The sequence below is a fragment of the Clostridium sp. D46t1_190503_E9 genome (genome assembly GCF_015555225.1).
Taxonomy (GTDB): Bacteria; Bacillota; Clostridia; order Clostridiales; family Clostridiaceae; genus Clostridium.
Genome location: NZ_JADNKB010000003.1, coordinates 32,696 through 59,063 on the forward strand (window position 1 = coordinate 32,696; position 26,368 = coordinate 59,063).

Genomic DNA, 26,368 nt, shown 5'->3' on the forward strand with positions numbered 1-26,368 from the left:
TTCAACTCATTATATTTAACTTTAAAACTAAATAAATTTAAAACTTAATAAATTCAAAACTTAATAAATTTAATTTAAAATAATTAACCTTTTATTTAAATATTCTATTATTAAAGTAATTATATTCGTACCAGTGCTTAGTAATAACTCTTTTATTATACCAATCATAATAATACTTGCTTTCTATTAAGCCTTTATCATAACCATCTTTTACTGCATCTTGAGCATCTAATGATAATCTAGTCAAATATCTATCATCCATTTCATGTTTAGTATTAATTATATTTATATTTTGTTTTGCTATATAATTATCTATATTAATATAATTTAAAAATAAATATATAGTTAATCCTACAATTGCCATTGGCTTAAGTAAGTACTTCCCTCTCCATATAAATACAAGTAATATAATTAAAGAAATAAATAAAAAAACTGTAAATGCTTGAACTAAAATTCTTAGTCTAGTATATCCAAACTCCCCTATATATAAGTTCATTTTATATATAGCAGAAGCTCCCATATTCATTGTTAATACTGTTATTACGCTATATAAAGTATTTAATGAATTTTTAACGTTTTTACTATTTGTTGCTGTTTTGAAATTCATTATTGTTATCATTGATAAGTTTACTATTACAAGTGCAACTAGTTGGAAAAATCCAGTTCTAGCATAATCCGCAAAATTAAATCCAGCTGGTAAAGCTTTATTTAGATATAAATATGAAATCTGTATTTTAGTAAATACTAAATAAAGTATAGTTATTGAAATTAATATTGTGATTATTGTTGTTGAATTAAAATCTTTTTTTATTAAATTACTTTCTACATCTCTTACCTCTGTGCAATTTAAACTATAGTATAAACCAAATACTAAAAACATTACTATTATTGCTATAAAGGCTTTTAGTATAAAGTCATAAATATTTTCTATATTAAGATATCTCCATATATTTGCCAAGTAATAACTAAATATCTCATCTGCACCTGCAAGTAAGATTCCCAGTATTATAATTAAAGGTATTGATATAGCTAACCCAATTAATATAGATTTAACATGATCATTTTCTTTTTTAATGTTTCCTTTTTTCAATGCTTTGTTTAATATTGAAGGAATTTTAGTTGAATTCCCCAAAGATTGCCCTATAATTGTTTCTAAAAATGATGCTCCAAAGCTTATTAACTTAAATTCAATATTTTTAAATGTTAATAACAAAAATCCTGAAAATAGTGAAATAGGTATAACTATTAAATTTAATACTCTAAAAAATTCATTTGTAAAAATGCCATAAGTAAATGATAAAATTATACTAGATGCTACAAAGAAATATCCAAGAAAGCTTTTATTTTTTACTCCTATGATTAACATAAATATCACTGTCATTAAAATAGTTAAAATAGCAACTGAAATACCTAGATAACCAAAAATAAACCTTGAAAATAATATTCCTATACCTAAAGAAAAAGCTATAAGAATCAATGCTTTATTAGTATCAATGCTTTGTTTTTCAACATCTATCTTAGAATTTCTTACTTTATATTTACTATTCATATTTATAAATTCTTTTAATGCCTCAACTGCAAAAGATTGATAATTATTTATACTACACTCAGTTAAAACATTTATAAGCAAATCATTTTCTACTTTATTAATATTATTTGCCCATCTACATTCTTCAAATACCAAGCTTTCATCTATTAATTTAACTTCTGAATTTGTCACATCGATAAACATTAAATTAACATTATAATCTTCTATATTGATTTTCTTGCTATAATTGATAATTGGAGAATCTTCAAATTCTATTCTTCCTTCTTTCCATCTCTCAATACACTCTTCTGGTTTTTCTTCGTTTTTCATACTTATTATAGGTAACCTATTTTTTGATCGTTTTAATAAAAGGATTTTATCTCCTTTCATTAAAACTAAAGCTACAGTATTGACCATATTTTCTCTCCCTCCATTATTCATCTATATATTCTAATATATCTCCTGGTTGGCAATTAAGTTCTCTACAAATAGCTTCTAATGTAGAAAATCTAACTGCCTTTGCTTTGTTATTTTTTAATATAGAAAGGTTAGCATTAGTTATACCAACTCTTTCTGCTAATTCATTTAATGAAATTTTTCTTTTTGCCATCATAACATCTAAATTTACGACTATTCCCATATTGTGCTCCTTCATCATATAGTTAAATCATTTTCTTCTTTGAACGTAACTGCCTTATCAAAAACCTTCGCTAATATAAATATAAAAGCTGAAGCAAATAAAAATATAAATACTTCCATATCTGTATGAATACCCATATTATCAACATATATAAATTTAAATTCCTTAAAATTAGAATTTACAAATAAATTAATTAAATAACAGACTGATATTATTAATGATGATACTGATATTTTCTTGAAAGCAATTGCATTTGATCTAACAAATGGGTCTCCAATTATTAATGTCTTTATTATTCCTTTAAGCTGAAATACTATATAAAACAAGCTAGCTATACCAACAATTAATAGTATTGTAACTAAGACTTCATTAATAACAATGTCTTGTATTCCTCTTTTATAGAATGTCATATAAAATACCATAGCCGTAAGAATTATTCCAAATACTATAGTAATATTAAGAATAATTGATAATACCTTCGATAAAGTTTTTTCATCTTTTAACTTCATGGTAATCTCTCCTTTTCTAATAATTATATTAACATTCACAAAATTGTTTATCAAGCTATTTTTATCGAAAAACAATATATTTTTATTTTATATTATGAATAAGCTATATATATTCTTAAATTAATCTGATGTAATATTTTATAAGAATTATTTTAAATTATGCATATGCATTATACTTAATTCTATGAGTATGAAACTATATCAAATTAAAATTTTAACATTTTAAAAAATTAGGCACCCAACTAAGAGAAATCATAAAAATTTCATATTACAAATAAAAAAAAGAGATGTATAAAATATCTCTTTTTCTATTTGTAATATTATTTATTTTTTCTCAGTTATGTAGGTGCTATAAATTTCTTTTCAGTACCTACATAGATTTTATATTTTTTAATTTACCTTACTATCTTTTTAACTAATGCTCCTATTCCTATCCCCATCATTAAAACGCCTAGTAGCATTTCTATATTACTTAGCATATATGAAATTGGGGCTGGTTGAGCTTCATTAAGTCCCACTCCAGCAAACATACCTACACTTAAATTTAAGCTTTCGTTATAATCCTTTAATAATTGTCTAAATGTAAAACCTTTTTCTAAAAATGTGTATCTAATAATTTCTTCATCTACCTTTATTCCAAAAATCAAATATATAATTGAAAATACAAATATTACAAAAAGTGAAAAATATGCTGCATACAATGGTCTTTCGCCATATCCGCAAGTTACAAATCCCAAAAAAGACATTATTCTTGGTATAGGCTTTAAAACCTTTCTTTGTGTTTTTCTACATAAAAAATAATACTCCCCGAAATTATTAACTAAGTTGTTTTCCTTAAATTTATCTGCTATATTTTCATATACTGTATATATTCCTTCGTATTCATCTCTATTTTTCTTTCTTAATTTTATTTTATCTATAAATGTTTTTTCATCTAACTTACTTTTATACTTATCCCTAAATTCTAAGTCTTCTATATAAGATTTTACTATTTTAGCACCAGATAAATCAGTATCTATTATTATTACTTTCTTTAAATCACAATCAAATATAATTCCACTTGTCATATCACTTAATTCAAAATTAGTGTTATTCAAAAGGCACTTATTAAATACTATGTGACCTAAATCACAATTTAAGAACTTTGCATATATATTACATTCATTAAATTCACATGACAAATTGTCTTCCTTATTTAAATTAGGCTTTGTATCGCTTTCTTGCTTAATGAAGATACATTCATCAAATACTGCGCCACCACCTATGAAATTACAATTTATAAAATAGCATCCTATAAACTTACATCCTTTAAATTTTATATTTGAAAATCTACAGTTTATAAATTTCGCACAAATTATATCTGTATAACTTATCTCCTGAAATTCATCTTCACTTTGTGGATGACCTCCACCTAAAACAATGTCGTTAAACTCTTTAAAACTATATTTTTCATTTGGGTTATAGTTACTAGATATATTTTTATATTGCTTAATTTGATTGAATAACTTTTCATTGTTATCAATTCTATTCTGTAATTGTATTTTAGCTACACATACTTCTTCTTTAAAATTAATATAAGACATAGTACAAACTCCTTATAAATAGGTATTTTATTTACCTGTATTATTATGCCTATATATTATTTTATTAATTCCTTTTTATTATAGTTTCCAAGCTTCTTTTAATAATATTACAGCTTCCTCTATTTCTTTATGCGTTAAACTAGCATATCCTAGAAAAACTATACTAATCTTATCTTTCATTTTAAAATATGAATTAGATAAGCCTAAAATTTTTATTTCTTTTTCTTCTGCTTTTTGAATTAATTCATCTTCTGTCATTCCATTGTTAACCCTTAGTAACAAATGTAATCCCGAATTAGTTCCTATTATTTCAGTTCCTTTAAGATATTTTTTTATTAATGAAACTAAAAATTCTCTTTTTTTCTTATATATATTTCTCATTTTATTTAGATGCCTTTCAAAATATCCTTCTTCCATGAATCTAAATAAAGATTGTTGATCTATTCTCGAAACTGTACAAGTAAGAAAACTAAAATTTTCTCTATATATTTTAATTAACTCATTAGGTAAAACCATATATCCTATTCTAATTGAAGGAGCAAAGCATTTTGAAAAAGTACCTAAATATATAACTTTTTCCTTAGTATCTAAACTTTGCAGAGCTGGTATTGGTTTACCTTCAAACCTAAACTCACTATCATAATCATCTTCAATTATATATCTATTACTCTTTTCATTTGCCCAAGATAAAAGCTGCATTCTTCTACTTATTGGCATTATAACTCCCGTAGGAAATTGATGGGATGGTGTTATATGAATTATTTCTACATTACTTTTACTAAGATTCTCTACATCTATTCCTTGGGTATCTATCTTTATAGGCTTAACTTCTATATTATGAGTTTTTAATATTTTTCTTATCTTGTAATAACCTGGGTCTTCCATGCCATAAATCTTATCGTTACCTAAAATATTTATTAATATTTGAACTAAATATTCTGTTCCTGCTCCAATAACTATGTTATCTGCACTTGAATTTACTCCTCTAGAAAATTTTAAATAATTCGAAATAGCTTCTCTTAAATTTCTATCGCCTTGAGAATGTCCTATTTGTAATAAATTTTTATTTTCCTCATTTATTATATCTTTATTTATTTTTCTCCATGCTGTATAAGGAAAACTTTCCAAATCTACTCTACTTGAAAAAAATTCATATTTATACTTCTTCCCAACTGTTTTTTTATTATCATATTTATCATTGATTGAACTAATATTTATTACTCCTTGAAATTCTGATACATAATACCCTTTCTTAGGTTTTGATATTATATATCCTTCAGTAATAAGTTGCTCATATGCTGATTCTATCGTATTTTGACTAATCTCTAAATGTTTAGAGAGCTTTCTTTTTGATGGTAACTTACTATTCGATTCTAACTTTCCGCTTTGAATTTCCTTCTTTATAAAATTATATAATTGTATATATAAAGGAACACTACTGTTAGTATCTAAATTAATATTAATAAAATCCACAATAAACACCTCTTTCGAATTAACCGTAATGATATATATTAATTTTTCGATTTTTATATAACACCTCCAATTTAATACATATCATTAATGTTAATATTTCTTAATTTAGCAATAGTAACTGATAAATATAAGTTAGCGAAGATAAATAGAATATACAAAATAAACACATCTAGTTATGGTAGCCTTTATATTATCTTCAAAACTGGCATCATTAAATTAATACAAACTGACACTTATCAAAGTTTCAGTTTATGTATATAATAGTATCAGTGGTAGTACTAATAAGTCAATGATAGCGAGGGGTTTAGATATGAATTTATTACATCCAATTTGGGCAGAAATTAATTTAAATAATTTAATATATAACATAGAGCAAATCAAGAATAAATCTGGTAATAGTGAAATAATTGGAGTCGTAAAAGCAAATGCATATGGTCATGGTGCAGTAGAAATATCAAAGGTTTTACTTAATCATGGTATTAATAGACTTGCAGTTGCTAATATAGTTGAAGCAATTGAACTTAGAGAAAATGAAATATCAGCTCCTATAATGCTACTTGGTATTAGTGAAGATTATGCGATAGACGCTTTAGTAGAATATGATGTTGAACCTACAATATCAACTTATGAATTTGCTATAAATCTTAATAAAAAAGCAAAAGCCTTAAATAAAACTATTAATATTCATATAGCTATAGACTCTGGAATGGGTAGAATTGGCTTTAGAAAAACTGATAAGGGCTTAGAAGATATACTAAATATTTCTAAATTAAGCAATCTTAAAATTGAAAGTATTTTTTCTCATTTTTCCACTGCTGATTGTAAGGATAAGAGTTACTCTTTAAAACAAATTGAAATTTATAATACTTTCTTGGATAAACTTCAAGAAGCCGGTGTTTATATAAATAAAAAGAATTTATCTAATAGTGCTGCTATAATTGATTTGCCAGAAAGTCATTATGATTGTGTAAGACCTGGTATAATTCAATATGGTTATTATCCCTCAAATGAAGTTGATAAAGAGCATTTTGATATAAAGCCAGTTTTAACATGGAAAACTAAAATCATTCACATAAAAGAAGTTGAAGAAAATGAATATATAGGATATGGTAAAACCTTCAAAACAACTAGAAAAACCATAGTTGCAACACTACCTGTTGGTTATGCAGATGGATATTCTAGGGGACTTTCAAACAAAGGAAAAGTTATTATAAACGGTCAGTTAGCACCTATTATAGGCAATGTTTGTATGGATCAGTTTATGGTTGATATTACTGATATAGAAAATGTTCATCTTGGAAATGAAGTTATATTACTAGGATCTGATGGAAGTGTTAAATTTGATGCTGATGATATGGCTAAATTAATAAATACAATAAGCTATGAAGTTCTTTGCCTTATTGGTAGAAGGGCTCCAAGAATATATATAAAAGATTATAAGACTATAGGGATTAGATATCTAATGTAAAAAGTTCTATTTTGAAAATAAAAATGCAAAATACAAAATACAAAATATTTATATATAAAATATTAAATATAATTTTCATTTTGTATTAAATTTCATATTTAATAGTATAAAGTTATTAAAATTAGTAAATTTAATAAAGTATAACGGGGGGCGCGAAACGCGACCCCCGTTATATTTTATTATTATTTTAATCCACTATCTCATCTAAAATTTTATTAAAAAATGGATAGTAACATTTCCAGAAAAAGTTTTTATTACTAATCGTATTATCTATTGATAGTTTATTCATAAAAGGTGCATAAAACTCTACTTTATAGTTGTTTAAAATTTTATTGTTATCAGAAGCATCACAAGCCATGTAATATGAGTTATAATCTCCTTTTTTCTCTATAAATGCAGGATATGATGTATCTAAGCCATATTTGCTTAATACCTTACTTCCTTCTTCTGTAACATCTATATTAAAGCTTCCTAATACTTTAGCATTATCTTTTACTGTTATCACTTCATACCAATAATAATATTTAACATTATCTTTTAAATTATATTGGCTTTTTGCCTGGTCAGTAAATGAAAGATAAACATAATTTTCATTTAAATGTTTTTTATCTTCTAGAACAATAACTTGCCCATCTTCATGAACATATACTATTCCTGTTCCTTCCTTGCTCCATTCTTCTTGATATTGCTTTTCATAATTTTGAATTATCCAGTTCGGTACTTCTCCATAAGACCTACTTAAATCTTTAAAATATCTTGCTATCCATCCAGACCATTCAACTCCGAAGATATCCATAGTCCTTTCCCTTGCTTCTCCTTGAGTTGGAGAATTAAATATATTAAATTCTCCAACTATTGTCTTTCCATTTAATACATCATATATTGCATCTAATTCTTTATCAGTAATTCCTCCATAAGATAAATCCTTATATTTAAAATTATCAAGTTCATAATCATTGCTGTGAACTCCAAAAGTATCAGCTAAATATATTAAATCTAAGTCATTATCTAATTCTTCTGGAATCTCTTTAATAAAATAATCCTCTGTAGAATCTTCCTTTAATTTATATGGGAAAAATCCATAATAATCTTCATTATACTGAAATGCTGCATTTGTGTACTTATTTAATATCTTCTTATTATTAAGTATCCACATAATATTTTTGTGTTCCCTATATTCTTCGGTAGGTACTGTCTTATCTAAGATTATAGCCTTTATATCACTACTGCCCTTAAGTTCCCATAGATAAAAAGGCATTGTTACAATTAATAAAATAACTATTATGATTATTATTTTAATTAATCTTTTATTTTTCATCTATACCCCCACTCATATTGATTCTTGTAATTTTTCCCCATTGATATCTATTCTTTCTATAATTTATAAAAGCACTTATTCTATAAAGAGAACATAATTGTCTAAAGCCAATACACTCTAAAATACTAAATAAATATAGTTTTACTGATATTTTTCTCCTAAACTTATAGTCAAATAAAAAGTTATTTAAAGTTATAGAGACCCAAGAAACAATTACGTTATAAAAAATAAATAAGAATAAATATAAAAGCATAAATTTTATATTTACAACTTCCATTATAAAAGCTAAAAATATAGATAATAAACCTAATATCTCTATAATTGGAGATATAACCTCAAAAACTAAATAATAAATATATGATATAAAGCTTAATGCTCCATATTTAATATTTAAAAATACGTATTTATGCCTCCATATACTTTGAATTAAACCCATATGCCATCTTCTTCTTTGCTTTTTAAGATCCGAATATCTTTCTGGTACTTGTGAAAAACAAATTGCATCTGGAACATATTCTATCTTATATTTTTTCTTATTTTTAAGACAATAGGTATGAAGCTTAACAACAAGTTCCATATCTTCACCTACAGTTTTAGAGTTATATCCCCCTGTAGAAATAACTATTGATTTATTAAACAATCCAAAAGCACCTGAAATTATCATATTTAAATTAAACTTATTAAATGCAACTCTAGATGCTATGAATACCCTTATATACTCTATCATTTGAAATAAAACGATAAACTTTTTAGGTGTTACTTCTTTTATTACTTTCCCCTCTTTTATTGTTAATCCATTAGCAACTTGAATACTTCCTCCAGCAGCTACAGTTCTATCATCTTCTATAAAAGGCTCAACTATTTTTAAAAGTGAATCTTTTTGTAGCATAGAATCTGCATCTAGTGAAATAAATAAAGGATATTTACTTACATTTATCCCCATATTCAAGGCATCTGCTTTTCCTCCATTCATCTTGTTTACAAGAACAATTCTTATATTGTCTATTGTATTTTCATAAACAGATATAACATCCTTACAATCAATTTGCTTTCTGATAGGTGTAATTATTCTTTTTAAATTAAAAGTATCTATAACATATTTTTCTGTATTATCTGTAGAACCATCATTTACAACTATTATCTCATATTCAGGATAATCTAAGTTTAAAAGGGATTTTATACTATCTATTATAGTTACATCCTCATTATAAGCTGGAACTAATATAGAAATTGGAATATAATTTTCATTCTTATTTAAAGTTAAAGATGATACAAATTTTCTCCTCTTAGTAAATTTCTCTATATCCACAGTTGATAATAATGTTGTTATGAAGAAAATTACTGAATAAATAAACATGTAGTAAAAAAATATTTTATTTAATACTATAACTATACTTTCAATCATTTAAAGCCCCCCTCAACTAATGAATTATTCTCTTTTACTGTAAGATTTATATATTCATTATAAGTTATAAGCTTTTTATTAAATAAGCTATACAGCATAATATCTCTAGCATACTTATCATCAAGCTTCATGGCTTTTTCAATTAGTAAAGTATTATTATCAAAATTTATAATGGACATTGCCGAATTGTATCTTACAAACCAATTTGAATCGCATAATGTTTTTAACAGCCCTTCTTTTATTACTTTAGAACTATAATTTACTGCTATTTTTGCTGCTAATGCTCTTATTTCCCATCTTTCATTATTTAATAAATTTATTAATTCTATCTCCATATAAGCATACTTAATTCTTCCAAAATATTTTATTATAGCTAACTTAACTTCTGTACTCTCATCATTACTTTTTAACTTATTAAATAGCTGCTTATTTACCTCTTCAAATTTATTATTCGTAAAGTGATTTATAACTAAAATCTTTATTCTTTCTGAGAAGCTATCTATATTTTTACCTAATTCCTCATTAAAATCTTTTTTATCGCCTTCGAATATATCCATTGAATCAATTAAAATCTTATCATTTATATATATGTTTCTATCTGAAATAATTTTTAGTGAATTTATAAATTTATCTTTATCTCCTATTTTTGCTAAAGCCCTTATAGAATTTATTTTTACATAATTTGATTCACTATTTAATCCCTCGATCAATCTATCAACAATTCTAATATCGTGATATCTATATTCACCATAAACAAAAATACTATGTGCATATTTTAAATAGTCATCTTTGTCTAGCATCTTAAACTCTTGAATAAATCTTTTTCTAAAGTTATCTAGGAAAGCATTTACTGCCTCCTTGTCTTCCTTTTTACTTCTAAGTTCTATAATCTTATCATTAAATACATCTAGATAAATTGGATTATTTATTCTATCATTTATTTTTATAATAGCATCATTATCTATCTTATTATTTAATTTAATATTCTCTATTTGTTTATCAATTAATGGATTTATTTCTTTTCTTGCCTTAATAATCATTTTCATATTCTTTCTTTTTATCAATCTAGATAAAAATACAAATATTATAATGCTTAACATTATATATGCAAGAAGCCCCACTATAAAAAACACTATTTTTACATTCATTGAAATCTATCACCCCTTTTTTATTACTCATCTTCAAACATCTTTTGAACACTATAATATGCAGGTTTCAACCTTTCATGATAACTTGGAGTATTCCACTCTTTCCAACTATATGATTGTAGATTACTACTATATACTAGCTCCTCACCCCTCTTTACATTGATGCCCGAATATATTTTACTAATTCTAATTGGTTTTGGATTTAATCCTTCAACACAATAATCTCCTGCTACTTTTTGTTTTGATGGATCATAGAAATTTAATAACTGCCATGGTATTCTAATCTCTATTTCATCGCCCACTATAAAGAAATCTGCTAAAGAATTATATTCATCTGAATTAGGATTTCCATTACCATAAATCAGCTTTCCACTCTCAAAAATTTGTTCATCCTTAATTAATTTTTGCTTAGTCTCTTTTATATAAATATCTACATTTTCCATTAAGTATTGATATATATAATTAAAGTTATCCATATCCTTAGTTCTTTCTTCAGTAAACTTTTGTATTGAAGGTAAACTTTTAGCTCTATATCTTAAATAATCATAATAATCATGTATATATACTCTTGAATTTTCTTTTCCCTTTATTTCTATTATAAAATCAACACCTCTATCAAATTCTAATCCAAATAGACTACTTTTATATGCTCCTGAATTAGGTGTTACATCTATAGGTATATACACGCTATCATTTTCTAAATCCAAATCCTTTATATTAAGTTTAAAGTATATATAACTTTCATCGCTATCCATATAAAGCTTAGCTTCATCATCATTTATTATTGCTTTACTATTTTCCCATTCACTAAAATTTCCATCTGGATATGATTTAACATGTTCTTCTCCTGTATCAAATGATAATAAACCATAAAACTGTTCATTGGTTTGTTCATCTAACCAATAGGCTGTTCTTTCTGTATCTATTAAGTCATTTGTATTCCATGATGTTTTAAACCACTCATCTTGCCAAGAAAAAACTATTGCACCTGCCATGTTTTCCTTAACTATATCCTCATATAATTCTGGAATAATTTCTGCTTGTTCATTTTCACTTAAATTTCCTTGATCAAATCCTCTTGTTGAATCGAAATGGGCTATTCCACGTGAACTTGGAACTCCAAATTCCGTAACAATTACTGGAATCTCATGATGATTATTTATCTTTTTTAGATATGCTCTATATGAATTATTTTTTCCTTCATCATCAATGAATTCAGTATATTCTGGTTCCATATTTAAGAAATTTGGATAATTAGGATATATGTGATATGAAGCAAACATTCCTGTTTCAAATTTTTCTGTTCCCTTTATTTTATCTACATCTATTTGGGCAATATCATTATAATCTTCTGGTTCATAGGGTTGTATTAATGGATCTGTAGGAGGCCAATTAGCAAAAGCAATTATTCTTTGTTCTTCATACTTCTCACTTTCATATTCAACAGCATAATCCCCAACTTGAGCTAAAAATGCTTCAAATGGAGTTCCTTCTTCTAATTTCAAATATTCACCATCATAGGAAGTTATCTCTTCATTAAATAAATCTGTTCCATAGACAAAGTATCCTTCCCACTCAATCCCCAGTATAAATCCTAGTACATACTGTGATATATCATATTTATACTTTCCTGATGCATGTGTGGAGTTTTGAGGAATATATGCATTACCATGGACTACATCAATTAATGAAGTTATATCTCTTTTCATATTTTTTATTATCCTATCATCATATGCATTCATAGTTTCTTCGATTGAATTATCATTGACCCACATTCCATGTATTATATATAACGGATTTTCCCTATCTTTATTAAATTCATATAACGCTTCATAAAATTCTGGTTTTAATATTGTATATACTCTTATTGTATTAGCATTCATTTCTGCTATAAGATTGAACCATCTTAGATACTCTTCTTTAGTAACACCATATTCATTTGGAAAATATCCCGGTTTTGATGCTCCTAAATTAACTCCCTTTACAAAAAAGTTTTCCCATTCTCCATTTTTATTTACTAATATATTTTTCTCTTCAGTTTTAGTAGAAAAGTTTATTGTTCCTGTTTTTTTAGTAAATCTTTTCTTATCTTGAAATATATATAATGCTGATATAATAATTAATATTATCATTGTTATTATTAAAACTCTTTTTAAAAAAACTTTTATACTCATAACTTCACCTTACTACTTTTCACTCTTTACCTCATATATATTTTCATCCATCCACTTACCTCTCTTATTAATAAACTTTTTCATAGCTTCTATTTCCTCTTCATGATTTTCTGTTGCTGGATCATTTGGATTAGGCCATACATTTTCTCCGTATACTTCAGGCCATCTAGCAAAATTCCTTTCTATTGCATCTCCTAATGATAATACAGTATTATCTATTAACTTATATAAATAATCCTCACTTAAATAAGTTTTTCTTAGCTCTCTATATTTTTTCACAAAACTTTCAACAAAGTAATCATCTTGAACTAGTTGATCAAACCATGGCATATCTTCAAGTTCAAACCCTTCTGGGACCCATGCATCACTATAAGTTGCATTTCCCATAGAAAAATTATAATCCCAAACTGGCCCAGCCTTAAGCTTTCCACCTATCTCCTTGTAGTAATAAGCACTTCTTGCTCCTTGGTCAACATTTCTAAAAAATTCATTTATAACAGCATAAGTAGCAAAACTTTCTATATCAATATGATTTCTATATCCTAAATCTTTGTCTGTAAAGAATGGTGAATATAACCTCTTTTCAAATTCATCAACATCCTTTGTAATATAATCTAATTTTTCTTGAGTTAAGTTTTTCGATGATGGATATGCACATATTAATTCATTCGCATATCTTCCATTTTCAGTCTTTAGTCTTTGAGAATATGTGTCTAATAAAATATCATCATCCTTTATAGAATCCCTTAAAATCATATAGCTTGTTTCTTCTAAATAAGAAATTGGCTTTGATAAATTAACTCTATTATCATCAACTTTAATTTTTTCTATCATTATATATAAACCTACATAATCCTCTTCTTTTAAGTCCTGCTCTTCTCCTGAAGTTTTCAAAAACACCTCACAATATTTTGTTCTAGGCGCATAATCCATTATTTCTCTACTTACGCTATAGACAATGTGGTTTCTTATTAATGATTTATCCATGTATGGTCCATTTAAAACCCAATCACTTTCTACTGGCATACCAAGTACTTCCTTTGGATTATTATTCCCATCGCCATCTATCAAAGTAACTGAATATTGCTTTTTAGGCTTACTTGAGGTAGTATTTCCTCTAATTTTTATTAATATATCACTCTCCAATTGAATTTCATCAGAAATGTTATTATACTCTTTCCTACTATTATATATCTTCATATCTGCAACTATAGTTGATTCTTTATTAATCTCTTGTCCTTTAGTATCAATAACTATTAATGGTAATTCACTTTGAAAATCAAAATTATACTTAACTGATTCTTCTTTGCTTGTATCATAATAATCTTTAAGAGATACTTTAAATAGGAAAAGTAAACTAACTATAACTATACAACCTATAGCAATAGTCTTTATAATATTTAAAATAATCATCTTATAATTTGGTTTTGAGGTTCTTTTTCCACTTCTCATAATTATCCTATCATTTCACCACTTTGTGAAACTAAATTCATAGATTTTATTCCTTCTATGCTACTTAACCTATTAATAAGTCTTATATCTTCATCTTTCTTTAATCTTACTTCACATACTATTTCCATATTTTCATTATTTATAGTTCTAGATCTAACTTTATAATGCTTAACTTGTTTAAATATTACTGAGTATATATTTTCTTCTATCCCAATTTTTCCACGAATCACTAAAAGATATTTTTCTCTTGAGGTAGTATTTATACTAAATATAAACACTACTACTGCTATAAATAATGAACCAATAATTGCAATATCATATATTTCAACTCCACAAGCTAATCCAACTGATATGCTCCAAAAAATATAAACAGTATCTCTTGGATCTTTTACAGCTGTTCTAAATCTTACTATAGATAAAGCTCCCACCATACCAAGCGATAAGGCTATATTACTTCCAATAACCATCATTACTACCGCTGTAACTAAACTCATCATGATAAGTGAAAGATTAAAATTTCTACTATATGAAACTCCTCTATAACAGTACTTATAAGTTACATAAATTAATAATGATAAAATTAAAGTTACTGTCATTCCCAAAGCTATAGGCAACACTCTTTCTAAAATAACATTATCCATAAGATAGTAATAAAACGTTCTAAAACTCATATTTTTCTCCCTTTCTAAATAAAATAACCTTCAAATATTGATCTTGATAAGCAATATTTGCTAACTGATTTTTGAACTGCTTCGCATTCTGATATAATTTCTGTAAGCCATTTATGAATATAAGTTCCATGCTTAACTTCTAATACTATATATGGATATAAAAATATTGGTTCCATAACAATATCATCACTAAACAAATCAAAATTTGCTTCACTTTTTCTAATGTTAAAGTCTAAAGTAACTCTAATATCACTAAAGTCATGATAAAATGCTATCCTTTCATATTCAATCATAACTACTGGTCTATAATTACCAGTTGTCATTATCGTATATATTTCATTTGCTAAGGGCTCATCATAATTTAATAAAACTGAAAAATCCCCATCTATTATTCTTTCAGCTACATTCCTTGCTATTATTAGAGTATCCTTCCGTTGATTTATATTAAATTTTCTTTTCACCTCTAATTTTACGTTTTTATCATTTGTTCCATAGACTCTAAGTCTTATCTTTTTTCTATTTTCTTCGCCATTCATTTTACTAAAGTAATCTTTATTATCCATACTATCAAAATATAAACTCCTTACACTATACCCTACTTCACCATTGTGATTATCCTCACTTAGTGTAGCTTTTAATGCCGACAACAAATATTGCTTATTAAATTCATTTATCAAGTACTTTAATTCTTTTCTTTCTACATTTAAAGCTTTCTCCATTGCTCCTCCCATTATTTTTTAAGATATCCTCATTGTTCTATATTTATTTTAATGCCATTACTAGTAACATGAATTTCTCCATCTCCTGTAATTAGTACATTACTTTTTATATTTTCTAATGCTTGCATAAGCTTTTTACTAGGCGTATGCTCTACATTATCAGTTGTTATTATAGAAAATTCTGGTTTCACCTTAGCTAAAAAATCAACCATAAAATCATTATTTCTTCCATGATGAGGAATTTTTAATAAATCATGATTTTTAATTTTTGAATTTCTTAATAACTCCTCTGTAGCGTTCTCTTCTATATCACCTGTAAATAGAAATTTATTTTTCCCATATCTTACATTTAGTACTATAGAATTCTCATTTTCATTAATATAATTGTCCTTTGGAGCTAGAACTTCTACTTTTAAATCTCCATCAAATATTTTTTCTTCTACTTCAACCTTTGCTATTTCTATATTCTTTTTATTAGCTACCTCCACCATTTCTCTATACTGCTTTTTTTCTTCATTTACATAGGATGTAAAAATCTTTCCAACTTCTACTTTTTCTAATATTTTATCTGCTCCACCAACATGGTCCTTATCAAGGTGAGTTATTATCATATAATCTAATTTTTCAACTCCTAAATCTTTTATTCTTTCTACTATATAATCTCCTTTTTCATCTCTAGCTGTATCGATTAGAATAGTAACTTCATTACTTTTAATAAGAATACTATCAGCCTTCCCTACATTAAAAAAATATATATCTATTTCTTTAAGCTCTTCCACTTCCACATCACACGATGTAAAAGTAAAAAAAGGGATAATAAATAAAAATATAAATTTAAAGCCCTTCATCTTACCTCCTCTTCCATCTTTTATTAACTGTATTTTAACATATTATATTCCATATTTTTACTATTTTTATATAATTATTATAAATTTATGCAAAAAAAAATATTTAGATAACTAATTTATTGTATCTAAATATTTTTATAATGTGTATGAAAATATCTCTTTAGTATTTATTTTTTAAATATATTTATTTTTTAAATATATTTATTTTTTCTAAAATATAATATTTCTAATAATATAATTACTAATGTAATCCCAATCGATATAAGAAAACCATAGTCATTATTTAACAAAGGCATATTTTTAAAATTCATTCCAAATATCCCTGATACGATTGTTAGGGGCAATGTAGAAACAGTAATAACTGTTAATAGCTGCATAGTTTTATTCATTTTATTTGATAACTCTGAATTATAAATATCTATACAAGAATATATTGAAGCTTCAATATTATCTACTAAACTTAAGGTATTATCTAAAACTAATAAAACTTTATTATAAAGATCTAATTCACCAAATTCATCATCTAAATAAGTTATCATAGATTTATAGTACGAAGTAAATCTCTTTATTAATGATACTTTTTTCTTCACTTCTAAGATTTCTTTATTATCTGCATTTCCCTTATAAACTGCTTCTTGAAATAAATCATCTACTTTTTCCTCTATATTCAATAATTCCTCTGTATACTCATATGCGAGGTATTGAAATAAAAATAAGCACAACATATACTTATCTATTTTTTCATGTAATGATATTTTTTCCTTTAAAAATTCTATTAGTATATCAGTTTCATAATTTATTATAAATTCATTTTTATTAATAAATGCATCTACTATAATCTTTTCCCCATCAATTACAACAGGTATCTTTAAAATTACCATTTCTTTATTCTTTATTATTATATCTTTATGAATATTTGTAAAACTCCTATTGCTTACTTTTTTTGAATTATTAGAGTTATATAAATATCCAGCTATATTAGGTGATTTCTTATTAATATCTATATTTTCTTTTATATCTCCATTTATATAAATCGCTGTTGCCATATTATCATCCCACCTAAAGTTTTTATTTATATTATAGTTCCAATAAAATTAATATACAATTATTTAGGATGTTTTTCGCTGCAAAACTTAGATTTATAACTATATGAAACATATTCTAATCAAAAATTTTCCGATGACTTTTCACATTAACTTTTTTACTCTTCACCATTTCCTCTTTCACTATTTTGCTTCGCAAAATATTACGTATGAGAAGATAACTATTTATATAATGTTATCTAAATTACTTATAAGTGAATCTAAGTTTGATAACAAAGTTTTATCTAACTTTCCAGCTGACTTTAACGCGTTATTAATATCCACTTCAAAATTCTTTGGAATTTTACTGCATGTATTTTTAACTATATTTACTAATCTCTTTTCTCCTGGATGAGGCACTTCATTAATAGCAAATATTATATCGAAATAACTTGCTAGGAATCCTGATAATCTATGATTAATACTATTTAAATCTCCTCTATTTATTGCTTTACTTATTTGATTATAATAAGAAGATATATTTCTTTTTAATAATGGATAATTCTTTTCTATAATATTTTTTTTAAGTCTCGTAGGATATTTACAATTTGTAATTTTCTTTAATTGAGTTAATCTTCCTTCTCTATCAAAAATAATATTAGAATTTTTTACATTGTGCCAAAAACATGTGCTATATCCTACAGATGCATTTTGTTTTATTAATATATTGTTTATTACATCTTCTATCCAATCTATACTAAAATAAGCTATATCTATTGGCGTATTTGTATCCCTTAGTATAAATTCATCACCTTGTCCCCAATAGTCATTTCCAACCTCTTTATAATCTGCATACTTACTAACTATATTTTCTCTTATCTCTACTGGAATATCTGAGTAAGTAAATACATCAATATCTATATCTGATAAATTATCATTTCTTTTGGATGTAGACGAACCTGCAAAACTTATAGCCGCTACCTCTTTTATATCCTTGAAATCACTTATTATTTCCTCCAAAATTAATTCTAATTTCTTATCCATTATCTCTCCCCCTTGTATTCTTTATTAAATTGTACTACTAATATAGTTATTAATAAATTGGAGAAAGTAACAAAAATAATAAGCATCTCACAAATTTGAATTTACAAGATGCTTATAAAAATTATATAAGTTTCTATTTTAAAATATATTTTATAGAGATAATCATAAAACTATATTAATTTTACATTATAAAATTTCAACCAATTATTTACTTGTATTAAATATGCTATCATTTGTGGGCCAGTCATTAATTGTCCATACCATGGTGTTTTATATGCTGCCCCTTTTGTATCGACTATTTCTTTTACCTTTGTTGTATCTATTATATCTAAAATAGGTGAAGATTTATCATTTAATATTTTAGTCATAGTATTACAAACCATGTCTGTATATATAGGATTATGAGTTTTTGGATATGGACTCTTTTTTCTATATATTATTGAATCTGGTAATATTCCTTCTAATGATTTTCTTAATAATCCTTTTTCTCTTCCATCTAATAATTTTATATTTGATGGAATATTAAATGCATATTCTACTATTCTATAATCTGCAAAAGGTACTCTAACCTCTAGACTATTTGCCATACTCATTCTATCTTTTCTATTTAATAAATTAACCATAAACCATCGTAAATTCAAATAAAATAATTCTCTCATTCTATACTCTAACTTACTTTCTCCGCTTAGATGAGGAACTTCCTTTAAAGTATCATTATAAGCAGTTTGAGCAACTTCTTCTATTTTTAATTTTTTTAAATCTGGACTTAAAATCGCCTTTCTTTCACCTATAAATCTAGACCAAGGAAAAGTATTAGCATTTATCATCTCTTCATTAGTAAACCATGGATAGCCTCCAAATAACTCATCAGCACATTCTCCAGATAATGCTATAACAAATTCCTTTTTAACTTCCTTACAGAATAAATATAAAGAGGAATCTACATCTGCCATTCCTGGTAAATCTCTTCCAAGTACTGCATCATCTAATGCATTTGCTAAATCTCTATGATTTAATACAACAGTCCTATGGTTACTACCAATATATTCAGCCATTAATTCTGCAAAATGCTGGTCAGATGTTGGTTGAAATAATGATGATTTAAAGAACTTTTCGTTATCTTCATAATCTATTGAATAAGTTGTAAGTGTCTTATTTTTCTTTATATATTCCTTTGCAGCTATTGCTGATATAGCTGAGGAATCTAATCCTCCTGATAAGAAGGTACAAAGTGGAACATCTCCAACTAATTGCCTATTAATTGCATCGATAAGTAATTCTCTAACATGTTCCACTGCTTCTTCTTCGCTTTCATTAAATTCTTCAGCTTTTAATTCCCAGTACATATCTTTCTTAATTCCATCTTCATTAACAACTATATATTGTGCTGGTTTAACTTCTTCAATATCTTTATATACTGTTGTTCCAGGTATTACTGCTGGCCCAAGTGCAAATAATTCTGTTAAACCATCTTTATCTACTACTGGTTCCACATATGGATGCTTAAATAAAGCTTTTATTTCTGATCCAAATATAAATGTACCATTTTTCATTGTATAAAATAGCGGCTTAACTCCCATAGTATCCCTTGCAAGTAAAACTCTCTTTTCTCTTTCATCATAAATTGCAAATGCAAATATACCATTAAATTTTTTAATACAATCTATTCCCCATCTAATGTAAGAAATAAGTAATACTTCAGTATCTGAATACCCTTCAAAAGTATATCCGTCATTTATTAATTCTTTTCTTAAATCTTCTGTATTATATAATTCACCATTATATACCACTACATATTCTTTTCCATTAACAACCTTTTTCATTGGTTGCCTTCCACCTTCTGGATCAACTACAATAAGTCTTCTATGTCCAAACATTACATTATTGGATATATAAGTACCTTCGGCATTGGGTCCTCTATTAATTAGTGTATCTGTCATCTCTTTTAAGGTCTTTATATTATTTTTGATGTTTTCCTTAAAATTCACAAATCCTGTTATTCCACACATAATCATCCTTCTTTCTCTATTTGTCTATTATATATAGTTATATGATTATGTTTTGACAATAGTTCGTTAAAAATACGGTGAAAAAGTGAAAGAATGATAAAATGATAAGAAATGAAATGATAAAAAATGATACTTTAAATCAAAAACTGTATCACTTAAAGTTAACTCTTTAAACTGAGTGCATAATTAATTTAAAAATAAATATAACTTTTAATCCTAATTACCTATAATTAATATTTTGTACCATATGAATATGTGTTTTAAAAACGTGTTGTTTTAAATATAATAACCTGTTTGTTGATTAAACTCTACCATATTTGTCTAGAATAAAAATACATATTATATGCACTTAAACTATGATTATTCTTTTTATACTTTTAAGTTAAGGGTGAGTGAAATGGAGTATATTATTAAACAAAGGCTAGAGTCTAATAATAATTTAATAAAAGAAAATAATTTTAAAAGAAATTTTAAATTAATAGCTGATCATTTAAATCAACTTAATTTAATAGATTTATTTAAAGATAAAGAAATCAAAGTTTGTCCTCATTGTAATAGTACTAATTTCATTAAAAATGGTAAATTTAAAAGTATTCAACGCTATAAATGTAAAAACAAAAATTGTTCTAAAACATTTTCTACAAAAACTAATTCACCTTTTAGCTATTCAAAAAAAGATATTACATTATGGATGAAATACTTAGTTCTTATGAATAGTGGCTTTTCTTTACGAGATTGTTCAAGTATTTTGAGCATAAACCTAGCTACATCATTTTATTGGCGCCATAAAATTCTTGTTGCAGCAGCTTCTAATAATAATTTCAAAACCCTAAAAAATTATGTTGAAGTTAACAAAATAATGCTAAACGAAAACTTTAAAGGAAATAGAGATGCTAAATACTTAAGCAAAGAAAAGATTTTTGTAGTCTGTGCTATTGATAATAATAATTCAATTCTATCTAAGGCAATAGGTAGATACTCTATTTCATTGGCATCAATATCTAAAAATTTTTATCCTAATTTAGATAAATCAGCATTTTTATCTGCTTTTAATGATAGATGCTTAATTGCTTTTGCCAAAAATCACAACTCTAAGCTATCTAAAAATGAAATAGAAAATTATACTAAAAATACAGTTGAAAATTTTAATGCTGAAAATCCTAGTAGCTATTATAATAGATTACCAACAGTATCTAAATTTACTTTTAACATTTATAGATGGCTTATTAGATTTAGAGGGGTTGCAACTAAATACTTAGAAAATTATTTAAGTTGGTATATACTTGATTATAAATTCAACTTTTCTCTTAACTGTGCTAATCAAATTTCATTATTTAAAAAATTAAATTGTGAAAATATATTGTTAAAAGTGAAGGACTTTCAAAATTTCAAATTATTATATCAATATAATTGTATTGGTAATTATTAATTTTGTATTGTATTATTATACAGTTCTATTTTTACTATTAAAATCTAACTCTTTTTATTAACAACATTTTTTTAAAACACATCTGTATATATTTAGAAATGAATATATAGTATTGTTATAAGTTGTTAGTTTATATTAATAATAAAATATAATATAATTTGTAGCATGTTTTTTGCCTATACTTAAATTAAGTGATTAATCAGTATGTAATTTTATTTAATTATAAAATTATTTATTAGTATATCTTAAATGTTTTTATTAATATATTATAAAAGTTAAAAACGGGCTACTGATTAAGGATCTTTTATCCGCTAATACTCAGCCCGTTCTAATTTAATATTTTTTCATTTTTTGATAATTTTTCATTTTTAATTATTTCTGATTTTTTAATTATTTTCTAGTATGAACTTTTCTATTACTTTAGCAACCCCATCATTTTCATTTGTGTCTGTAATATAATCAGCCATTTCTTTTATTTCATCAAAAGCATTTCCCATAGCTACTCCAAGGCCTGCGTATTCTAACATATGTATATCATTACCTGCATCACCTAAAGTTATTATTTCTTCTCTCTTTATACCTAGATGCTTTGCTAATAATTCAACTCCAACACCTTTATTAGCATCTTTATTTAAGAACTCTAAGAAATATGGTGTACTTCTTACAACAGTATATTTTTCATATACTTCTTTTGGTAATTTTTCTATAGCTGGTCCTAGTATTTCAGGCTCATCTATCATCATAATTTTTATCATAACCTCATCATCAGCTATGGAATCTATATTCATTTCATGAATCTCTATATTATTAATTTGAGCTTCAACTTCTGTATATTTGCTATTTTTAGGAGTAATTAACCCTTTCTTTTCCCAAAAGGCATGAATATTAACTCCTAATTCATCACTTAAATTTTTTAAGTAATGTAAATCAGCACCATTTAATGCTACCTTATTTATTGCTTCTTTACTTTTTGTTTTTTGTACTAAGGCTCCATTATAGCTAAGTACATAATCATTTTCTGTTAGCATATCTAATTCTTCTAAATATCTTGAAACACCTTCTATTGGTCTTCCAGTTGCTAAAACTACTGTAACACCTTTATCTCTTGCTGCTTGGATAGCCCTCTTAGTTCTATTAGATATACTTTTATCTTCCCTAAGTAAAGTTCCATCCATATCCATGGCTACTAACTTATACATTCTTAATCCTCCGTTTATAATTAAAGTTAATTAAATTATATCATAACAATAACTATAAATGAATTTATTCTATTCATCTTAAGTTGTTCTACATTATATTTTATTTATCAAATTCAACATAAGATCTTAAAATTGAATTAAACCCATCTCTTTTTAATACTTCAAAAATTACACCTATTACCTCATAACTAGAAGTAATTAAAGAATCTTTTCTAATCTTTGACAATAGTTTTTCAACATCACCTACTAATATATTTAAATCTGACTCATTTACCATTGCACCACAATCTCTTGCAGCATTTTCTATACTAGTTTTAACTTTTCTTATATTAAATTTTTCAAGTCTTCCATCTTTTTTTATTATATTCATAAAAAACCTTCTTTCTATAATATAAATTAATTTTAACTTTATCAAAACTTATTTATTAAAACTTAACTTTAATTTGTTACTGCTACTTCTTCAAAACAAGATTCTGTATTATTAAAATTTAATATAAAATTATTAAAATCATTTAAATTCAAAGGCTTACTTATATAATACCCTTGTATTTTATCGCACTCTATATTTGTAAGTAGTTCAATTTGATTTTTTATTTCAGCACCTTCACAAACCACATCTAAATCTAAAGTATGAGCTAAATTAATTAGAGTTTTAATAATAGCGAATGTTTTTTTGTCATTTTCTACACTTATAAGTAAACTTCTATCTATTTTTAGAGTATCTAATGGTAAAGTTTTTACGTAATTAAAAGAAGAATATCCTACACCAAAATCATCTAAAGCTATATTAAAGCCAAGTTTTCTCAACTGATTTAATATGCTTACAGTAAACTCAATATTATCTATTATTTCATCTTCAGTAATTTCTATCTTTATAAAATTAGGATTTACATTACATTCATTTACTATACTTATAATCCTCTCTAAAAAGTTAACTTGCTTTAAAGCAGTATATGATATATTTACTGAGACTTTAAAATCAGTTTCAGTTAAATTTCTCATTTTTTTGCAAAATTTACATGATTCCTTTAGTACAAACTCATCTATTCTAATTATATCTCCATTTTTTTTAGCTAATGGTATAAACTTTATTGGTGAAATTATTCCAGTAGGAGTAATCCATCTACTTAAAGCTTCCGCACCTACTATCTTTTTAGATTTAACATCATATACTGGTTGGTAATATACTTCAATTTCATCATTATCTATAGCCATACTCAGTCTACTTTCTAGATTTAAATTTTCTAACATTTCTTCTGAGAATATCTTATATGTATTTCCGCCTCTTTGTTTTGCCTCATACATAGATATATCAGCATACTTTAATAAAGTAAATACATCTTCAGCATGATCTGGATAACAGCTTATTCCTATACTTGCTTTTAAACTAAAATTATATCTACTAAATTGAATGCTTTTTTTTAAGAGTTTTAATATACCTTTCGCTATGTCATTTATATTATCTAAATCACTTTCGCCTCTTTTAACTACTATAAATTCATCTCCACCCAATCTACCAACAGTTATATCATCAGAACATAATTCCGTTAATCTATCTGCTACAACTCTTAGAACCTCATCTCCTGTATTATGTCCTAAAGTATCATTTATATTTTTAAAATCGTCAAGGTCGATAAAATAAATGCTAAACTTTTCATCTCTACTTATTAATTCTATTAAATATTCAAGCAAGTTATGCCTATTTAATAAGTTCGTCAAAGTATCATAATTAGCTAAGTAAGTCATATCCTCAGCATATTTTTTTATTTCTGTAACGTCATTTACTATTATTGAAAAGTACCCCTCATTAAGTGAGTATATCGATACAACTCCCCACTTGTCATCTATTATGTTTATTTCCTGTGCAATGCATTCTGATTTTGAATTTTTTATTCTTGTTAAAATTTCTAATATCTGATTTCTATATCTTGAAAAATTTATATATATATCCGACAATTTATTATTTATTACTTCTTCTTGTGTAAGCCCCAATAACTCTGCTCCAGCAAAATTAACGTCTATAATAATTCCATCTATATATTCCCCTTCGTTATTTTCTATTGCTTTTAAATGAAAAAATGAATTAGACATTGCATTTAATATATTTGTATAATTTTTTTCCTCTTGTTGCAAATACATTTCTGTATGCACAAGTTTATTTAATACTATATTAATTTCATCATCCAACTTACTTATTTCATCATTTTTAAAATTATTATTTTTATCAGCTGACATTATAAGTTTTTTTATAGATTTTTCAATTAACTTAAATCTTTTTATTATATTTTCATTAACAAATAAATAAATTCCTATATTTACTGAGATTAACAGAAATAGTATTAATATTAATGTTAATCTATAATTTATAATTGCTTCTAGTGAACTCTCTTCTAATTTATAAACTATAAACATAAATATTGCACTAATAATAATAGATATCAATAAAGTGGAATAGAATAACAACATCGCTATTTTTTGTGAAATCCTCATTTTGTTCCCCATCCCAAATTTATCATTTTATTCTTACTATAATTATACAATTTTTCATATATACCATTCAAGTTTTTTAAATTTATATTTAAATATATTAATTATAAATTGTTTGATTAAAGTTACTCTAGATTTTTAATAAATTACAAATATAATTAATCTAAAAATAAAAGTAATAAGGTGACTACTCATAAATAACTTTTACGAGTCATCACCTTATTAACATATGTCTACTAAGA

Annotated in this window: 21 protein-coding genes; 2 read left to right on the top strand and 19 right to left on the bottom strand. The window is 25.4% G+C overall.

The features are described from left to right. Positions 1-91: 91 nt before the first annotated feature. From I2E83_RS03915 to I2E83_RS03935, 5 genes are all read right to left on the bottom strand, one after another. Positions 92-1,945, bottom strand: coding sequence for a DUF4173 domain-containing protein (locus I2E83_RS03915; protein ID WP_195428640.1), 1,854 nt, complete (start codon positions 1,943-1,945; stop codon positions 92-94). A gap of 16 nt (positions 1,946-1,961) precedes the next feature. Beyond that, a complete protein-coding gene (locus tag I2E83_RS03920) occupies positions 1,962-2,168 on the bottom strand; it encodes a helix-turn-helix transcriptional regulator (RefSeq protein ID WP_195262465.1) in 207 nt (68 codons plus the stop codon). 14 nt (positions 2,169-2,182) lie between these two features. Then, entirely contained in the window at positions 2,183-2,677 is a 495-nt protein-coding gene (locus tag I2E83_RS03925; protein WP_195262466.1) for a DUF2975 domain-containing protein, read from the bottom strand. A gap of 395 nt (positions 2,678-3,072) precedes the next feature. Beyond that, the gene (locus I2E83_RS03930) at positions 3,073-4,260 is read right to left on the bottom strand and encodes a pentapeptide repeat-containing protein (RefSeq protein WP_195262467.1); all 1,188 of its coding nucleotides are present in this window, start codon (positions 4,258-4,260) and stop codon (positions 3,073-3,075) included. A 78-nt stretch (positions 4,261-4,338) separates the two neighbouring features. Further along, a complete protein-coding gene (locus tag I2E83_RS03935; RefSeq protein ID WP_195428642.1) occupies positions 4,339-5,733 on the bottom strand; it encodes a PLP-dependent aminotransferase family protein in 1,395 nt (464 codons plus the stop codon). A 310-nt stretch (positions 5,734-6,043) separates the two neighbouring features. Here I2E83_RS03935 and alr point away from each other — a divergent pair, with 310 nt between their 5' ends. Further along, a complete protein-coding gene (gene alr, locus I2E83_RS03940) occupies positions 6,044-7,201 on the top strand; it encodes an alanine racemase (RefSeq protein ID WP_195428643.1) in 1,158 nt (385 codons plus the stop codon). Positions 7,202-7,388: 187 nt separating this feature from the next. Here alr and I2E83_RS03945 read toward each other — a convergent pair whose 3' ends face one another. The 11 genes from I2E83_RS03945 to asnB form a co-directional block, all read right to left on the bottom strand. Continuing rightward, positions 7,389-8,519: a hypothetical protein gene (locus tag I2E83_RS03945; protein WP_195428645.1), complete on the bottom strand. Its 1,131-nt coding sequence runs from the start codon at positions 8,517-8,519 to the stop codon at positions 7,389-7,391. Further along, complete coding sequence (locus tag I2E83_RS03950; RefSeq protein WP_195428647.1) at positions 8,509-9,924, bottom strand: glycosyltransferase; 1,416 nt, start codon at positions 9,922-9,924, stop codon at positions 8,509-8,511. Before I2E83_RS03950 ends, I2E83_RS03945 begins: the two co-directional genes overlap by 11 nt. Then, positions 9,921-11,072 carry a hypothetical protein gene (locus I2E83_RS03955; protein WP_195428648.1) on the bottom strand — a complete coding sequence of 384 codons (1,152 nt, stop codon included), beginning with the start codon at positions 11,070-11,072 and terminating at the stop codon, positions 9,921-9,923. Before I2E83_RS03955 ends, I2E83_RS03950 begins: the two co-directional genes overlap by 4 nt. Positions 11,073-11,095: 23 nt before the next feature. Then, positions 11,096-13,246, bottom strand: coding sequence for a family 2 glycosyl transferase (locus I2E83_RS03960; RefSeq protein WP_195262473.1), 2,151 nt, complete (start codon positions 13,244-13,246; stop codon positions 11,096-11,098). 12 nt (positions 13,247-13,258) lie between these two features. After that, positions 13,259-14,698 carry a CotH kinase family protein gene (locus I2E83_RS03965; RefSeq protein ID WP_195428650.1) on the bottom strand — a complete coding sequence of 480 codons (1,440 nt, stop codon included), beginning with the start codon at positions 14,696-14,698 and terminating at the stop codon, positions 13,259-13,261. A gap of 2 nt (positions 14,699-14,700) precedes the next feature. Beyond that, complete coding sequence (locus I2E83_RS03970) at positions 14,701-15,369, bottom strand: DUF4956 domain-containing protein (RefSeq protein ID WP_195428652.1); 669 nt, start codon at positions 15,367-15,369, stop codon at positions 14,701-14,703. Between the two features lie 14 nt (positions 15,370-15,383). Beyond that, entirely contained in the window at positions 15,384-16,088 is a 705-nt protein-coding gene (locus I2E83_RS03975) for a polyphosphate polymerase domain-containing protein (RefSeq protein WP_195428654.1), read from the bottom strand. A 29-nt stretch (positions 16,089-16,117) separates the two neighbouring features. Then, positions 16,118-16,936, bottom strand: a complete 819-nt coding sequence (locus tag I2E83_RS03980) for an MBL fold metallo-hydrolase (protein WP_195428656.1) — start codon at positions 16,934-16,936, stop codon at positions 16,118-16,120. 191 nt (positions 16,937-17,127) lie between these two features. Continuing rightward, the gene (locus I2E83_RS03985) at positions 17,128-17,982 is read right to left on the bottom strand and encodes a CorA family divalent cation transporter (protein ID WP_195428658.1); all 855 of its coding nucleotides are present in this window, start codon (positions 17,980-17,982) and stop codon (positions 17,128-17,130) included. A 222-nt stretch (positions 17,983-18,204) separates the two neighbouring features. Next, positions 18,205-19,002, bottom strand: a complete 798-nt coding sequence (locus I2E83_RS03990) for a DUF4037 domain-containing protein (RefSeq protein WP_195428660.1) — start codon at positions 19,000-19,002, stop codon at positions 18,205-18,207. A gap of 170 nt (positions 19,003-19,172) precedes the next feature. Continuing rightward, a complete protein-coding gene (gene asnB / locus I2E83_RS03995; RefSeq protein ID WP_195428662.1) occupies positions 19,173-21,011 on the bottom strand; it encodes an asparagine synthase (glutamine-hydrolyzing) in 1,839 nt (612 codons plus the stop codon). A gap of 397 nt (positions 21,012-21,408) precedes the next feature. Between asnB and I2E83_RS04000 the strand changes: the two genes are divergently transcribed. Continuing rightward, positions 21,409-22,440, top strand: a complete 1,032-nt coding sequence (locus I2E83_RS04000; RefSeq protein ID WP_195428664.1) for an IS1 family transposase — start codon at positions 21,409-21,411, stop codon at positions 22,438-22,440. 386 nt (positions 22,441-22,826) lie between these two features. Here the strand turns inward: I2E83_RS04000 and yidA are convergent, their stop codons facing one another. The 3 genes from yidA to I2E83_RS04015 all read right to left on the bottom strand — a co-directional run bounded on the left by yidA (position 22,827) and on the right by I2E83_RS04015 (position 26,129). Next, positions 22,827-23,639, bottom strand: coding sequence for a sugar-phosphatase (gene yidA, locus I2E83_RS04005; protein ID WP_195428666.1), 813 nt, complete (start codon positions 23,637-23,639; stop codon positions 22,827-22,829). Positions 23,640-23,739: 100 nt separating this feature from the next. After that, entirely contained in the window at positions 23,740-24,009 is a 270-nt protein-coding gene (locus tag I2E83_RS04010; RefSeq protein WP_195428669.1) for an ATP cone domain-containing protein, read from the bottom strand. Between the two features lie 68 nt (positions 24,010-24,077). Beyond that, positions 24,078-26,129 (bottom strand): bifunctional diguanylate cyclase/phosphodiesterase, encoded by a 2,052-nt coding sequence (locus tag I2E83_RS04015; RefSeq protein WP_195428671.1) that lies wholly within the window; start codon positions 26,127-26,129, stop codon positions 24,078-24,080. Positions 26,130-26,368: the final 239 nt, after the last annotated feature.

What these genes read in the sequence shown, in the direction of transcription:
- I2E83_RS03975 (WP_195428654.1), bottom strand. Translation starts at nt 16,088, where the DNA reads ATGGAGAAAGCTTTAAATGTAGAAAGAAAAGAATTAAAGTACTTGATA.
- I2E83_RS03930 (WP_195262467.1), bottom strand. Translation starts at nt 4,260, where the DNA reads ATGTCTTATATTAATTTTAAAGAAGAAGTATGTGTAGCTAAAATACAA.
- I2E83_RS03985 (WP_195428658.1), bottom strand. Translation starts at nt 17,982, where the DNA reads ATGGCAACAGCGATTTATATAAATGGAGATATAAAAGAAAATATAGAT.
- I2E83_RS03945 (WP_195428645.1), bottom strand. Translation starts at nt 8,519, where the DNA reads ATGAAAAATAAAAGATTAATTAAAATAATAATCATAATAGTTATTTTA.
- I2E83_RS03920 (WP_195262465.1), bottom strand. Translation starts at nt 2,168, where the DNA reads ATGGGAATAGTCGTAAATTTAGATGTTATGATGGCAAAAAGAAAAATT.
- I2E83_RS03915 (WP_195428640.1), bottom strand. Translation starts at nt 1,945, where the DNA reads ATGGTCAATACTGTAGCTTTAGTTTTAATGAAAGGAGATAAAATCCTT.
- I2E83_RS04015 (WP_195428671.1), bottom strand. Translation starts at nt 26,129, where the DNA reads ATGAGGATTTCACAAAAAATAGCGATGTTGTTATTCTATTCCACTTTA.
- alr (WP_195428643.1), top strand. Translation starts at nt 6,044, where the DNA reads ATGAATTTATTACATCCAATTTGGGCAGAAATTAATTTAAATAATTTA.
- I2E83_RS04010 (WP_195428669.1), bottom strand. Translation starts at nt 24,009, where the DNA reads ATGAATATAATAAAAAAAGATGGAAGACTTGAAAAATTTAATATAAGA.
- I2E83_RS03925 (WP_195262466.1), bottom strand. Translation starts at nt 2,677, where the DNA reads ATGAAGTTAAAAGATGAAAAAACTTTATCGAAGGTATTATCAATTATT.
- yidA (WP_195428666.1), bottom strand. Translation starts at nt 23,639, where the DNA reads ATGTATAAGTTAGTAGCCATGGATATGGATGGAACTTTACTTAGGGAA.
- I2E83_RS03955 (WP_195428648.1), bottom strand. Translation starts at nt 11,072, where the DNA reads ATGAATGTAAAAATAGTGTTTTTTATAGTGGGGCTTCTTGCATATATA.
- asnB (WP_195428662.1), bottom strand. Translation starts at nt 21,011, where the DNA reads ATGTGTGGAATAACAGGATTTGTGAATTTTAAGGAAAACATCAAAAAT.
- I2E83_RS03970 (WP_195428652.1), bottom strand. Translation starts at nt 15,369, where the DNA reads ATGAGTTTTAGAACGTTTTATTACTATCTTATGGATAATGTTATTTTA.
- I2E83_RS04000 (WP_195428664.1), top strand. Translation starts at nt 21,409, where the DNA reads ATGGAGTATATTATTAAACAAAGGCTAGAGTCTAATAATAATTTAATA.
- I2E83_RS03960 (WP_195262473.1), bottom strand. Translation starts at nt 13,246, where the DNA reads ATGAGTATAAAAGTTTTTTTAAAAAGAGTTTTAATAATAACAATGATA.
- I2E83_RS03980 (WP_195428656.1), bottom strand. Translation starts at nt 16,936, where the DNA reads ATGAAGGGCTTTAAATTTATATTTTTATTTATTATCCCTTTTTTTACT.
- I2E83_RS03950 (WP_195428647.1), bottom strand. Translation starts at nt 9,924, where the DNA reads ATGATTGAAAGTATAGTTATAGTATTAAATAAAATATTTTTTTACTAC.
- I2E83_RS03990 (WP_195428660.1), bottom strand. Translation starts at nt 19,002, where the DNA reads ATGGATAAGAAATTAGAATTAATTTTGGAGGAAATAATAAGTGATTTC.
- I2E83_RS03965 (WP_195428650.1), bottom strand. Translation starts at nt 14,698, where the DNA reads ATGAGAAGTGGAAAAAGAACCTCAAAACCAAATTATAAGATGATTATT.